The 14360-nt window shown below is 40.7% G+C and carries 13 protein-coding genes; 5 read left to right on the forward strand and 8 right to left on the reverse strand.

Features of this window, described 5'->3' with window-relative positions; all coding sequences use genetic code 11:
• The 4 genes from CL42_RS17415 to CL42_RS13255 all read left to right on the forward strand — a co-directional run.
• Nucleotides 1-199, forward strand: a 199-nt coding sequence (locus CL42_RS17415) for a hypothetical protein (RefSeq protein ID WP_212771602.1), incomplete at its 5' end; no start/stop codon positions are given.
• Between the two features lie 222 nt (nucleotides 200-421).
• Nucleotides 422-1075: a glutathione S-transferase N-terminal domain-containing protein gene (locus tag CL42_RS13245; RefSeq protein WP_035269487.1), complete on the forward strand. Its 654-nt coding sequence runs from the start codon at nucleotides 422-424 to the stop codon at nucleotides 1073-1075.
• A gap of 21 nt (nucleotides 1076-1096) precedes the next feature.
• Nucleotides 1097-1531: a ClpXP protease specificity-enhancing factor gene (locus CL42_RS13250; protein ID WP_035269488.1), complete on the forward strand. Its 435-nt coding sequence runs from the start codon at nucleotides 1097-1099 to the stop codon at nucleotides 1529-1531.
• 19 nt (nucleotides 1532-1550) lie between these two features.
• Entirely contained in the window at nucleotides 1551-2201 is a 651-nt protein-coding gene (locus CL42_RS13255) for a hypothetical protein (RefSeq protein WP_035269490.1), read from the forward strand.
• Between the two features lie 43 nt (nucleotides 2202-2244).
• Here CL42_RS13255 and CL42_RS13260 read toward each other — a convergent pair whose 3' ends face one another.
• The 7 genes from CL42_RS13260 to CL42_RS13290 all read right to left on the reverse strand — a co-directional run bounded on the left by CL42_RS13260 (nucleotide 2245) and on the right by CL42_RS13290 (nucleotide 12226).
• Nucleotides 2245-3549 (reverse strand): IS4 family transposase, encoded by a 1305-nt coding sequence (locus tag CL42_RS13260; protein WP_035269493.1) that lies wholly within the window; start codon nucleotides 3547-3549, stop codon nucleotides 2245-2247.
• A gap of 98 nt (nucleotides 3550-3647) precedes the next feature.
• The gene (locus CL42_RS13265) at nucleotides 3648-5597 is read right to left on the reverse strand and encodes an acetyl/propionyl/methylcrotonyl-CoA carboxylase subunit alpha (protein ID WP_035269495.1); all 1950 of its coding nucleotides are present in this window, start codon (nucleotides 5595-5597) and stop codon (nucleotides 3648-3650) included.
• Nucleotides 5598-5680: 83 nt separating this feature from the next.
• Nucleotides 5681-6511 carry an enoyl-CoA hydratase/isomerase family protein gene (locus CL42_RS13270; protein ID WP_035269505.1) on the reverse strand — a complete coding sequence of 277 codons (831 nt, stop codon included), beginning with the start codon at nucleotides 6509-6511 and terminating at the stop codon, nucleotides 5681-5683.
• Between the two features lie 14 nt (nucleotides 6512-6525).
• Nucleotides 6526-7683: an acyl-CoA dehydrogenase family protein gene (locus CL42_RS13275; protein WP_035269512.1), complete on the reverse strand. Its 1158-nt coding sequence runs from the start codon at nucleotides 7681-7683 to the stop codon at nucleotides 6526-6528.
• 138 nt (nucleotides 7684-7821) lie between these two features.
• Nucleotides 7822-9435, reverse strand: coding sequence for an acyl-CoA carboxylase subunit beta (locus CL42_RS13280; protein ID WP_035269519.1), 1614 nt, complete (start codon nucleotides 9433-9435; stop codon nucleotides 7822-7824).
• A gap of 31 nt (nucleotides 9436-9466) precedes the next feature.
• On the reverse strand, nucleotides 9467-10348 hold the full coding sequence (locus CL42_RS13285) for an SDR family oxidoreductase (protein ID WP_035269526.1): 882 nt from the start codon (nucleotides 10346-10348) through the stop codon (nucleotides 9467-9469).
• A 72-nt stretch (nucleotides 10349-10420) separates the two neighbouring features.
• Entirely contained in the window at nucleotides 10421-12226 is a 1806-nt protein-coding gene (locus tag CL42_RS13290) for an acyclic terpene utilization AtuA family protein (RefSeq protein ID WP_416202023.1), read from the reverse strand.
• 154 nt (nucleotides 12227-12380) lie between these two features.
• On the opposite strand from CL42_RS13290, the gene CL42_RS13295 reads away from it, so the two are divergent.
• Complete coding sequence (locus tag CL42_RS13295; RefSeq protein WP_035269534.1) at nucleotides 12381-12983, forward strand: TetR/AcrR family transcriptional regulator; 603 nt, start codon at nucleotides 12381-12383, stop codon at nucleotides 12981-12983.
• A 52-nt stretch (nucleotides 12984-13035) separates the two neighbouring features.
• On the opposite strand, the gene CL42_RS13300 is transcribed toward CL42_RS13295, so the two are convergent.
• The gene (locus tag CL42_RS13300) at nucleotides 13036-14199 is read right to left on the reverse strand and encodes an acyl-CoA dehydrogenase family protein (protein ID WP_035269544.1); all 1164 of its coding nucleotides are present in this window, start codon (nucleotides 14197-14199) and stop codon (nucleotides 13036-13038) included.
• Nucleotides 14200-14360: the final 161 nt, after the last annotated feature.

The following is a 14360-nucleotide window of genomic DNA, read 5'->3' on the forward strand; positions in this document are numbered from 1 at the left end:
TCTAAACATAAATAAAGCATTAGAGTTAGTTGGATGCTCAGATGGATACCCTGTACAAAATAACAGTCTGGTACATCGATCTTTAGGTCAAAAATTCTCAGTGGTTTACAAGTGTAGCTATAAACTTAGACCAGGCGACACAAGTGCATTAACTAACAATCGCGACGTCCGTCAATGGCGGAGTGGAATCATACATTAGTGCACAAGGCCGATTTAAAGATCGGCTTTTTATATCGCTTTGGATAAAAAGCTAAAGATTAAATTTCAACAATACAAGGATAGAAATTTAAAAAACCACGTTACAGACATAAATACGATTCAATATGAAATTCAAGTGTTTTAATAGGCATCGCTCATTAAACGATGATTTTAGCGTGCATTTTTAGTATCCTTATCTATTCATTAATACTTTGATTGGAATATGTCAGTCGAAACCACCCCCTTACAAGGCATCACCGTTTATAGTCATGCAGATGACTTTCGATCGCATTGGATTCGCTTCTTACTGGCAGAAAAACAAATTAAACATAATTTATTTATTGTCGACGAAGACAACGAGGATCTTGCGAGTTTAAATCCATACAATCGACTCCCGATGATGATTGAAAATGAGTTAAAACTTTTCAATACATCCATCATTTCTGAATATTTAGATGATCGCTATCGTCAGAATAAGTTATATGCAGATGCTCCTGCTCCACGTGCAGAACAACGCCAATATATATGGCGTTTTGAAAATGACTGGTTAAAACTTGCAGATGATATGTTGCGCCACCCAGACACACTTGATGTTGACGCACAAAAGGCAGCCCAAAAAAAGTTAAAAGATACGCTTATCTCGCTGACACCTTTGTTTCAGCACTATCCTTATTTCATGTCTGAACAATTTACAATTTTAGATTGCATGTTGGCACCGATTTTTATACGGTTAAGAACGATGGGTATTGAGCTTCCAAAGCAACAATGCCGCCCGTTTTATTTATATTGCCAGCGTGTTTTCAGTCGTCCAGCCTTCATTAAGTCCATGACGGTTCAGGAAAAAAATCGTTATAGTCCTGAATTAAAATCCGCTTAAAAAAGCAAAAGAGTGAGTCACATGTCTGATCAAGAAATCAAATTAAGTCCAACTCGCCCGTATTTAGCACGTGCGATTTATGAATGGATTTGCGATAACAATCTCACCCCATATCTACTGGTAGATGCCACACAGCCTTATACCGATGTACCTACACAGTTCGTTCAAGACGGTCAGATTGTTTTAAATATCGTGCCACATGCTGTGCATCAACTACACATGAGCAATGAAGCGATTACCTTTTCTGCACGTTTTGGTGGTGTTTCCAAAGATATTTATGTGCCAATCAATGCTGTACTCGGGTTATATGCAAAAGAAAATGGTCAAGGATTATTCTTTGATCCTGATGAATATGCCAATGCACAAACGGATGAAAATCCGATAGAATCTAAACAGCAACAAAATCAAGAAAATGAAGCACCAAAGAAAAAACCGAGTTTAAGAATTTTGGATTAAAAACTTACAGGAGAGTTGAATGGCTTTTGATTTAGTACAATATTTTGTTGAGCAGACCAAAATTCAAAAGCCTCAGCTGTTGAAACAGTATCCAGCTGAACAACGGCATGAATATCTCAATGAATTAAATATCTTAGCTTTAGGTAAACTCATCAGCCTATGGCGTAAAGACGAAAAAAAAATATACCAAGAAATTCATGCCGCTGACCAACTTTATATTCAAGAAGTCGCACGGCATTTGACGACATCTCAACATAATCAGTCTACGCTGTCTCATCAAGAACTTGAAACTGCGACATCAGAGATTTTGACCTTACAGCTTAATGAACTTAAACAACTTGATGTAACAGGTCATTATCAACTACAAGGCATGAATGAATTACTTCAGGGTCAAGTTGAACATCTCTCTGGTAAAGCAAAAGATTGGGTTTGGCTAACAAATAACCTAAATGAGTTGATTGGTTCTCAACCTGTCATTCAAGAAGAGATATCATTAGACCAAACGATGAAGGAGTTTCATGACATGGTCAATCAAGTTCAACATGATCACCACGATGTTGCTGAGCCAGAAGTAGTGGCTACACCAACTTGGGCAAAAGTTTTAGAACCTGTAGTTGCGATTGCAATTCTTTGGGTGCTTTACTGTGCCGTACAAACAGTATTTGCATAAATCCGGTCATAAAAAAAGCCATCGTTAGATTAATGCCAGTCAGTTAAGAGATTGACTGGCTTTTTCTTGGGTATTTTTGAGGTTTTCCTTTTACAACCCTTGGATAACTCCTCACTCTTCTCTCAGGTATAACATACCGATTAGATTTCTCCATTAAACTTTCCAGATGTTTGGGTAGATTACCTGCAGAAGCCAAAGAGTCGAATCTGAGTAAATTAAGAAGGGCAATAGATGCAATATGAAAACTGATCCTCAACGGGCTTACTTTGGCACGTTGAGCCATATATTTCATTTGTCTTCTTAGAACATTATAAGCAATCAAGACACCCCATAATTCTTGATAAATTAAGTCTGGCTGTTTGCTCCTTAAGTGCTTACCTTCCTGTAAATTGCTTTTAATTTCTCGGTAACACATTTCAATTTCCCAACGCTGAGCATATAACTTTGCCAAGGCTATAAGTGGGTATGTCTTTGAATCTAATAATGAAGTGATATAACGGCGGATTTTTCCTGCCTGCTCAACTTCAATTAAACGTGCTTCCCAGTAATCTCCTAATGCTGGATTAAGTTTTTTGGCTCTTGCTGATATTGGCATCCTGATATGAAAATCATGTGGGGAATTCCGTTTAATTATGTCATAACGTAAATTATCTTTAGCTCGCATAAGCCAGTGGCTTGATTCTCCACGTGTTTGCCAGCCTATTAAAAAATCAGCAGAGAAATAAGCTCGATCAAACAAAGTAATACTTTGTGCTGGAGGAGATAATTGATTTGCTAATGTGAGTTCACCTTGATCCATACTGCCTATTTGGGCATCTATGATTTCATGAGTATTGGTATTCACTAGACACGTGGCTCTAACTTGTGGGTAAGGTGCTACAGCAGTTTTACCTTTAGATGAGCCAAAATGATTAAAATTCTCCTTGGTCAGTGGCATAGACCAAACCACCCCGTCAACAGCACATACACTAAGACCTTGAAAGGTTGAATATTGTTGTTGTGATTCATCAAACCATGCTTGGCTGATTAAGGAGAATAAGGCAGCTAAGGGTTCTCGACCTAAACGTTGTCGAGCTTGGACAGCTGCACTAGGAACACAATAATCTGTTGTACCAAACACGAGTTTTAATTGTTCTACCACATAGCTGATGGGTTGATTGCGAAACAAGGCAAGCCCAAGAACAAGCCAAACCACGTGCTCAGCAGGTAATTTTCTCCTTCTGATCGATGCCTTACCTGTTTGATGCAGAGATGTTTCAATCCAATTTAAGTCAATAAGTTCACAAAAATGGCTAAGTGATGGGAGAGCATGTTCAAGAGTGGATTCTAAATGTTCAGATAAAGACATAAAAAAATGAGCGTATTTACATACACTCATTTTTACTACATTTTTCTAATATTTGCTTAACTGACTGGCATTAATCGTTAGATGGCTTTTTTTATTGCTTATTCAGCATCAACCTCAATATTCATCAAGATTTGACGTTTTTTCACTTGCTGACCAACTTGTCCTACGATTTCACCCACAACACCGTCGACATCTGACTTAATTTGCTGTTGGATTTTCATCGCTTCAAGAATCAATAATGTTTGCCCTTTAGTTACACGCTCTCCAGGTTGAGCAATGACATTTATAATTGCACCATCCATTGGGGCACGAATTTTACCATCCCCTGCCACATCGGCAGTCTCAGGTGGTAAATAGGTAATATTTTCCACCATGACGTTGCCATTCGCGCGATCTAAATAAACAAAATTACCATCAAGAACATAGTCAATTCGACGTCGAATTCCATTAATGCTATAAATCAATTGCTGTGTATTTTGCGCTACAACCTCAATCGACTGGCTTTCACCACAGGTTTCAACACTCACTGAACGACCATCACGATGCACAATGAGATCTAACTTTTGATCATCATATCGAAGTTTCAGTGGTAATGCTGAAGAAACTCCTGTGTTCCAATCTGTTTGCGCAGATGCATTTATCAACAACGCTGCAATCAATGCTAAGCTTTCTAAATTTAGACTCTGTTTATTCAAACTCACATCACTTTGGAAATGCTGTTGAATAAAACCAGTGTTCACATCACCCTCCACCACAAGTGGATGACGTAATAAGTTAACTAAAAATTCCTTATTACTGTTTACACCTAACAGTACAGAATCATTTACAGCACGTGCAAGTAAACGAATCGCATCGGTACGTGTTTTGCCATGTACGATGATTTTAGCCACCATTGGATCGTAGAATGGGCTAACTTCATCAGTTGGCATCATACCGTGATCGATACGTACGCCTTCTAAATCCGAAGGTTGCCAACGTAATACTTTGCCTGTTTGTGGTAAGAAGTCTTGACGTGGGTCTTCTGCATATAAACGCACTTCAATGGCATGACCATTCATAGTCAATTCTTCTTGCTTGAGCGGTAATGTTTCACCGTTTGCCACACGAAGCTGCCATTCCACAAGATCAAGACCTGTAATCATCTCTGTTACAGGATGCTCTACTTGCAAACGTGTGTTCATTTCTAAGAAATAAAACTCACCTGATTGATCTAGTAAGAATTCAACCGTACCTGCACCCACATAGTTACAAGCTTTGGCTGCTGCAACTGCTGCATCACCCATGGCTTGACGTGTTTCTTGTGTCAATACTGGACATGGTGCTTCTTCAACCACTTTTTGGTGACGACGTTGAATCGAGCAATCACGTTCAAATAAATACACGTAGTTGCCATGTGTATCACCAAAGACTTGGATTTCTACATGGCGAGGTGCAATCACTGCTTTCTCGATAATCAGCTCACCCGAACCGAATGCATTTTCTGCTTCAGAACGTGCTGTTTTTAACGCTTCAAGCAATTCAGCTTCTTGATGTACAAGACGCATACCACGTCCACCACCACCTGCTGATGCTTTCACCATCAATGGGAAACCTACTTTTTTCGCTTGATCTGCTAAAAAGTCGATGTCTTGTTGGTCGCCCTCATAACCCGGTACACATGGTACGCCTGCTTCAATCATGGCGATTTTAGACAAACGCTTGCTACCCATGAGCTCAATCGCACCTGCTGGGGGACCAATAAAGGTAATACCATTTTCTGCACATGCTGCGGCAAAATCTGTATTTTCAGATAAGAAACCATAGCCCGGATGCACAGCATCTGCGCCCGTTTTCTTACACGCTTCGATAATATTTGGAATCGATAAATAAGATTCTGATACTTTTGAAGGGCCAATATAAACCGCTTCATCTGCTACTTTTACATGACGCGCATTTTTGTCGGCATCAGAATACACAGCAACGGTTTCGTAACCTAAGGCTTTTGCTGTACGCATCACACGAGCAGCAATTTCACCACGGTTTGCAACTAATACTTTTGTAAACGCCATAGTTCCACCAATTTTTTAGGCTCCTCTTGTTTTGAGGAGCGTATCCTTTTTAATTCACATTCATACAGGCGTTGGAATGTGGTTTATTCTGCCCAGCTTGGTTGGCGTTTTTGAATAAACGCCATTGTGCCTTCCATCCCTTCTGCGCTTGCCACGGCATCTGCAAATTGACGTGCTGCATCATCAAGTAGCGGCCCCAATTCTTCTTTGGTGGTACGATGTAATAATGCTTTGGTTGCACGCGATGCCAATGGCGCACAGCGTTTAATTTGGGTAATGGTTTCTTCAAGTGCTGATGCAAGTTCAACTTCATCTGCAACCACTTGATGCACAATCCCCACCTCTAAAGCGGTTTGACCCTTAAAGCGCATACCTAATAATGCTAAGCGACGTGCTTGAGTTAAACCAACACGCGTCACTACAAATGGTGCAATTTGTGCAGGTAAAATCCCTAGACCAGTTTCTGGTAAGCCAAATTGTGCTTCTGCATGCGCAAGTGCCACATCAGACACACATGCCAAACCAAAACCACCACCGAGTACCGCACCTTCTAGTACAGCAACTACGGTTTGTGGTGCTTGATCCACTTGCTCAATCAGCGCACCAAACGTACGGTTAAATTCGGTATAAGGTGTGTTGTTGCCCACTTCCATTGCTTTAGCACGGATCGCTGCCATATCTTTAATGTTACCACCTGCACAGAAGTGACCGCCTTTACCACGCAAAATCACTGCACGTACAGATACATCATCTTTGATCGCAGCAAATACCGCTTGCATCGATTGGACCATCTTTAGGCTCATCGCATTACGACTTTCAGGATGGTTTAACCATAAAGTTAAGATGCCACCGTCTTGCTCTAGGATGATGCTGCCATCAACTTCTAAATTGGCAATTGAGCTTGATAATGTCATATCAGATCTCCTGCTTATTTTTTCTTACCAGGAAGGATGTCCATCATCTTACAGATAATGCCAAGCATGATTTCGTCTGCACCACCACCGATCGAAACTAAACGACCATCACGGTAGAATTGTGCTGCTGGGTTGTCTGCCATAAAGCCATTACCACCCCAGAATTGTAAGCAGCTATCTGCAACTTCACGTGTTAAACGACCTGCTTTCAGTTTTGCCATAGACGCCATTTGCGTTACGTTTTCGCCTTCGATATGTAATTGGCAAGCACGATAGGTTAATGCTTTCAGCGCTTCAATTTCAGTCATTAATTCGGCAAAACGGAAATGGATATATTGGTTGTCAATTAACGGCTGACCAAATGTGGTACGCTCTTTCGTGTATTGAATTGTTTTTTCGATACATTGCAACATTCCACCCATTGCGTTTGCAGCACCCCACATACGCTCTTCTTGGAACTGAAGCATTTGCATCATAAATCCCATGCCTTCTTGACCCACTAAGTTACGTTGTGGCACACGTACGCTGTCAAAGAATACTTGTGCAGTGGTACTAGAACGCATACCTAATTTATCTAATGGCTCAGAGAATGTAATCCCCGGTGTGTTTGCTGGAACCACAATCATTGACTTATTAAAGTGTGGCTTACCGTCAGAGGTATTCGCTAACAAACAGAAAAAGTCTGCTTGAAGCGAGTTCGTAATCCACATTTTGTGACCATTAATAATGTAGTCATCACCATCTTTTACAGCTGTAGTTTTAAGTGCTGCAACGTCAGAACCTGCTTGGACTTCAGATACCGCAATCGCTGCAACTTTTTCACCTGCAACTGCTGGTGTTAAAAACTCATCGCGTAATTCTTTAGAACCAAAACGAGCAATCGCAGGTGTTGCCATATCAGTTTGTACACCCATCGCAAGTGCAACACCACCCACGTTGATACGACCTAACTCTTCTGCAACCACCAAGTTATAAGAGTAATCGAGTGCCAAACCACCGTTTTCTTCAGGTTTACAAATACCTAATAAACCCAAATCACCCATTTTTTTGAATACTTCATGAATTGGGAATCGACCCGCTTTTTCCCATTCTGCTGTAAATGGGTTGATTTCGTTTTCTACAAATTGACGTGTTGTACGGCGTAGCGCTTCATGTTCTTCAGTAAATTTCATTTTTGTCTTCCTTAAAATTTCAATATTTTTTTTAATCTTTAATCTCCCTTGCGAAGCCATGCTTCTCACCACTTTAAAAAGAGGGGGAATTCCTCACTTTTCACAGGGATGAGGAATATATTCCGCAAGAGGGATTTATTAGAATCTTGGCACACCAAAACGTGTTGGATTCAACTCACGTGCTTGTGATTCATTAATCGTTTGCAATAAGAAAATTAGCAATTTACGTGTATCACGTGGGTCGATAATGCCATCATCATGCAACATCGCTGTGTTGAATAATGCAGTCGATTGCGACTCTAATTTCATTGCTGTCGATTGTTCTAAGAAATCTAACATTTGCTCATTTGGCTCCATGCCAGATTCACGCTGTTTTGCTTCTGCAACAATACGAAGAACTTTACCAGCTTGCGCACCACCCATTACCGCAACACGAGAGTTCGGCCATGAGAAGATAAATTGTGGGCCAAGTGGACGACCACACATCGCATAGTTACCTGCACCATATGAACCATGGGCAATGATTGATATCTTCGGCACTGTACAGTTGGCAACCGCTTGGATCAGTTTAGAACCATGTTTGATGATGCCATTTTGTTCTGCATCTGTACCCACCATAAAGCCTGTGGTGTTATGCAAGAATAAAATTGGGCGACGTGTTTGTTCACATAACTGAATAAACTGCGCTGCTTTTGCTGCACCTTGTGGGGTAATTGGGCCATTATTGGTAATGATGCCTAAATGCATACCACCAATTTGCGACCAACCACATACCGTATGTGAGTCATACTCATTTTTAAATTCGAAGAAATCAGAATCATCAACAATACGAGCAATGATTTCTTTCATATCCAAAGGTTGTTTTGGATCTGATGGAATGATGCCAAGTAACTCATCTGCCGAGTAACGTGGCTCTTTATATTCTGGAATATCAAGTTTCACTTGTTCTTTCCAGTTTAAATGCTTAAATATTTCACGCGCGATACGGATACCATCAGCATCATTTTCTGCCAAGTATTCTGCTGTACCTGCCACTTGCGCATGCATTTCTGCACCACCCAATTCTTCAGCAGTTGCGACTTCACCTGTTGCAGCAAGTAACAATGGCGGCCCTGCAAGCAACATTTCGGTTTGCTTACGTACCGTAATTACGTAATCAGATAAACCTGGTTGGTATGCTCCACCTGCTGTTGCGTTACCATGTACTACAGAGATTTGTGGAATCCCTTTTGCAGATAAACGTGCTTGGTTGGCAAATGTTGTACCACCGGCAGTAAATACTTCTGCTGCGTAGTTTAAGTTTGCACCACCACTTTCTGCTAAAGTAATGATTGGTAATTTTTGCTCTAACGCAATTTGGTGTAAACGAAGGCTTTTGTGTACACCCATTGGGGCAATCGTACCGCCTTTGATCGCACTGTTATTGGCAGCCACCATACAACGTGTACCATTTACAAAACCAATCCCTGCAATGATCCCGCCACCTGCTTCTGAACCATCTTTATCATCATGCATCTTGTAACCCACAAGACCACACAACTCTACAAATGGAGAATCTGCATCGAGCAACATACGTACACGCTCATGCGGTAAAATCTTTCCTTTTTTATCAAACTTAGGCTTAGCTTTATAAGAACGATCTAGCGCACTTTTTTGAATCGCTCGAATCTCTTCGATTTGCTCGAGCAATTTCGCTTTATTCTGTTCAAATACTTCGCTTCCTACTGCAACTTCGGACTGAATCACTGCCATTCCGTTTCCTCCTTGTTCCTTATAATCTGGATTAATTCTTTTCGTCTTTTTTCTTTAGTACATCTGGAATAAATGCACGGTGGAAGCCGTTATAAGACTCACTATTTTCTGCAGATGATAATGGGAATACGCGTGTACCTTGTGAAGCCGCACCATCAATACGTACTGTCATCCCTGAAACAAAGTTAGCAGCGTCAGATAATAGATAAACAATCGCCGAAGATACTTCCGACTCTGTTCCCATACGTTGTAAAGGCACATTGCTAGAAAGGTTAGGGATAATGAATTCTGCGACAGGGCCTGAATAGGTATCCATCCCTGATGAGATAATCCAACCCGGTGCCACACAGTTTACCCGCACACCTGATTTACCCCATTCCACCGCAGCCGTTTTGGTCAGGTTATCAACACCTGAACGTGCTGCACCTGAGTGCCCCATACCCGGCATACCGCCCCACATATCTGCTGCCATATTGACGATGGCTCCACCATTTTTTGCCATCCACTGGTTATAGGCTTCACGCATAAGATAGAAGGTCGAATGTAAGTTATTACGGATGACCGCATCAAAACCATTGGCAGAAATACTTTCTAATGTTGATGGGAACTGACCACCTGCATTATTGACTAAACCATCGATGCGACCGAACTTTTCGATCACCTCCGCAATCATGTTTTTCACTTGTACTTCTTCGCGGTTATCACACACGATGCCATGTGCGTGACCACCGTCTTCAGTGATTTCAGCAATCACTTTTTCAAGTTTTTCGATCTTACGACCTGTAATCACCACTTGCGCACCAAGTGATGCAAGCTCATGCGCCGTACAACGACCAATGCCCGAGCCACCACCTGTGACAATCACGACTTTGCCAGCGAATGCATCATTTCTAAAAATTGATTGATAACCCATTGCGCATATTTCCATTTTTAATTGATGTAAATTATTTTGAATTGGGCACCGTCTCGATGCCCAAATCTGTGCTTACAGTAAATCTGCTGGCACTTTCACTGGCATATCTAACAATTGCTGTGCAAAGGCTTTACCTTGTGGGTCAATACGTAAACTTGCAACACCACCACCGCCAAGTGCATCAATTAACAAGAAGTTAAGTGCATTTAAACCCGGCAATTCATAGCGACGAACTTCGCCACCTTCACCGCCTTCAAATACATGCTTCATATATTCAGCAACATTGGCTTCCGTTAAAGATGCACGAATCCAAGGTAAGAATTCTGGTTTACGTGCAAGCACACCGATATTGCTGTAATTACCTTTGTCACCACTACGTGCATGTGCCACTTCAACCAATGGCACTTCAATTTCGTTACCAGTTAAAGTTGCCACTTCACCTGCTGGAATGGTTGGGATTTCTTGTGGTGCTTCACCATGCGGAACATCAACTTTATGACGCTCGCCATTGATATCCACTTCGATATTTAATTTCGATTTTTCTACCAAGAACGAGAATAATTTAATCACTGGAGATGGTTTTGGACGACCACCCACAATCCCTGTTAATGCAGGTGCCATACCTGTTGAAGCTTGCGCAATCTCAGATGCAAAGAACATACATGCTTCTTTAAACATATGTTTAACGGCAATTTTCACCACAACTTCACGAGGTTTTTGCACACGACGATTTGAGCCATACGTTGTTTCTGTACCTAAAATCTCAATTGATTTTTCAGTAAATGGTGGAATCGAACGCAGTGCCATTACACGCTCAACTTTATTTAAAATGGCATTTGATACTGCATAAGCTTTTTCTTCTGCATCTTGGCCTGCAAGTAAGAAACTCACCAACACACGGTTACCATCAGGATAGGTTGTGCTGACTTTGTAATGTTGTGTCGGTGCTGTACCTTTTGCACCTGTCACCAATACACGGTGCTCGCCTACTTGTTCAAGTTTTACTTGGCTAAAATCAGCCGTTACATCAGGCAATAAATAAGCTTGTGGATGACCAATTTCATACACAATTTGCTCGCCCACAGTACCTGTAGAAACTAAACCACCTGTACCATTTGGTTTAGTGACGATAAATGATGAATCTGCTTTCACTTCAACAATTGGGAAGCCCATGTTGTCAAAGCCTTCAACCAAACGCCAATCTGTGAAGTTACCGCCAGTACACTGTGCACCACACTCAATCACGTGACCTGCAAGTGCCGCCTGTGCCAATTTGTCGTAATCGCTTAAATCCCATTTGTATTCGTGCAATAAAGGCCCAATCACCACAGCCGAATCCACCACTCGACCTGTGATCACAATGTCTGCACCTAAATCCAGAGCATCACGAATCCCTACAGCACCCAAATAAGCATTACTACTTGCGACATGTGGAGGAAGATCCTCACCATTAAACATTTCTTTTATATTTTGTTTTTGAAGTTCAACGTGCTGATCCATTAAATCATCACCAAGTACCACCGCAACTTTCAAATCTAAACCAGCATTTTTGATCACTTCTTGAAGTGCATCACGGCATGCCAATGGATTTACACCGCCAGCATTACTTACAACTTTGATTTTCTTGTCCGCAATTTTTTTGATGAGCGGTGTCATAACACGACTAACAAAGTCCAATGCATATCCATGAGAAGGATCTTTCATTTTGGCTTTTGCCATGATAGACATGGTGATTTCTGAAAGATAATCAAATACTAAATAGTTAATATCCGACATGTGTACCAATTGAAATGCAGCTGTGTTGGTATCTCCCCAGAAACCTGAAGCACAGCCAATTTTTACAATTTTTTGTTCGTCCTGAATATTTGTCATAACCATCTCATTATTCTGTTTAGAATTTGAGCTTAATCTACCAAGCAAGCGCTTGGTTTGTAAAGTGCAAAATGTTATTATTATTTGCAAATCTGCTTATTGCGCTAAAATTTGCATGGAAGCAACGCGTTTAGAAAACAAAATAGGATAAAATAACAAGATGATCGCGACCTCTATTGACCAAATTCAACCAATAGCCTGCTTTGACGATACACCACGTGGTCGTTTACTTTTGGGGGCAGCTTATTTATTCCATAAACAAGGTTATGCCAAAACCACTGTTCGTGAACTCGCTCAGTTTATTGGTATCCAATCTGGAAGTTTATTTCATCATTTCAAAACTAAAGACGATATTTTGGCGCATGTGATGGAACAAACCATCATTTACAATCACGCTTGCCTTGAAAGTGCCATATCCACTTCAGACCATCCAGAGCAACAACTCAAGGCTCTGATTAAAGCTGAACTCGATGCGATCTCTGGGGATACAGGTTCCGCTATGGCTGTATTGGTCTATGAATGGTTTTCACTTTCTGAGGAAAATCAGAAGAAACTATTAAAATTAAGAAATGATTATGAAGGAATATGGCTGAGTGTCATCAAGGTATTACATGACAAAGGCAAAATTAAGCACGATCCTTTTATCTGGCGAAGACTGATTGGTGGGTCAATCGCTTGGACCGTAACTTGGTACAATCCAGAAGGGAAAATGTCACTTGATGAGTTAACCAATATCGTCTGGGATATGGCAATGAATGCTTAACTTTATATCTGATCAATTAAAAAAGGTGGCTTAATCCACCTTTTTATTTCTTTTAGAAGCCCAGCTGTCGGCTTGCCAAATCTTTCATAATTTCCTCAGCTCCACCGCCTATCATATTCACTTTAACTTCGCGATATATACGTTCAGATTTCATGCCACGCATAAAGCCCATGCCACCTAGTGTTTGAACGGCTGCATCAGCACAGAATTGCATAGTTTGCGTTGCTACGTTTTTGAGCATACAAATTTGTGCAATCATTTCATTCCCTTGAAGTTCAGGACGACCCATTTTATATGCCGTATCTTCAAGTAAAGCGCGAGTCGTTTGTAAACGTGTTGCCATATCTACCAATTTATGACGAACAACTTGATGATCTACCAAGCGTTTACCAAAAGTACGTCGCTGTTGAGCCCAATCTAGAGCTTCTTCATAACAAACTTTTGCATAACCATAACTACTCGCAGCCAAGAAAAAACGTTCCATATTGAAGTTATTCATGATAACAAAGAAGCCCATATTCTCAGGACCAATCAAATTTTTTGCAGGCACTTTAACTTGATCGAAGTGTAGATGAGCGGTATCAGAAGCCCACCATCCCATTTTATCTAACTTCGTTTTTGTAATACCTGGTGTATGGGCATCAATCAGTAGCATTGAGATACCATTGGGTCCTTTTCCTTCAGGATCAGTTCGAACGGCAACGGTATAGTAATCAGCGCGAATACCAGAAGTAATAAAGGTTTTTTCGCCACTGACTACATAGTAATCACCTTCTTTTACTGCTTTTGTTTTAAGTGCTGCAACATCAGACCCCCCTCCCGGTTCTGTTATTGCTAATGCCGAAATCTTCTCACCTGATAAGATTTGTGGCAAAACCTCTGCTTTCACCTCTTCACTTGCAAAGCTATTGATTGGCGGTGCACCGATCATATGTGAAAGTAATGAAGCGATTAAACCTCCTGATGCAGCCTTTGCCAACTCCACACACCCCAATAAAGTATAGAATGCATCTGTATCAGGGATACCACCGTATTTTTCATCAAAACCTGATGCCATCAATCCAACTTCTGCAGCTTTTTTGTAGAGTTCTCGTGGAAAAGATTCGGCTTCATCCCACTCATTTACATAGGGAATAATTTCTTTTTCTACAAATTTTTTTACTGCATCTGCAAATGCAAAGTGTTCATCTCTGTAATAGATCGGATTGTATTGCATCAACTATGTCCCTGAAATTATTTAAATCCTCATAGGCATACTGACATTTATTGTTGTTTTTTTAATTGCAAGAATCATCAATCTTTTGGCATAAATTAACTGAATGGAGCTTCTTATTTAATTATAAGGGTTTAATTATTTTCAAATTCAATTTTTATATA

The sequence above is a fragment of the Acinetobacter sp. Ver3 genome, from assembly GCF_000632455.1.
Taxonomy (GTDB): Bacteria; Pseudomonadota; Gammaproteobacteria; order Pseudomonadales; family Moraxellaceae; genus Acinetobacter.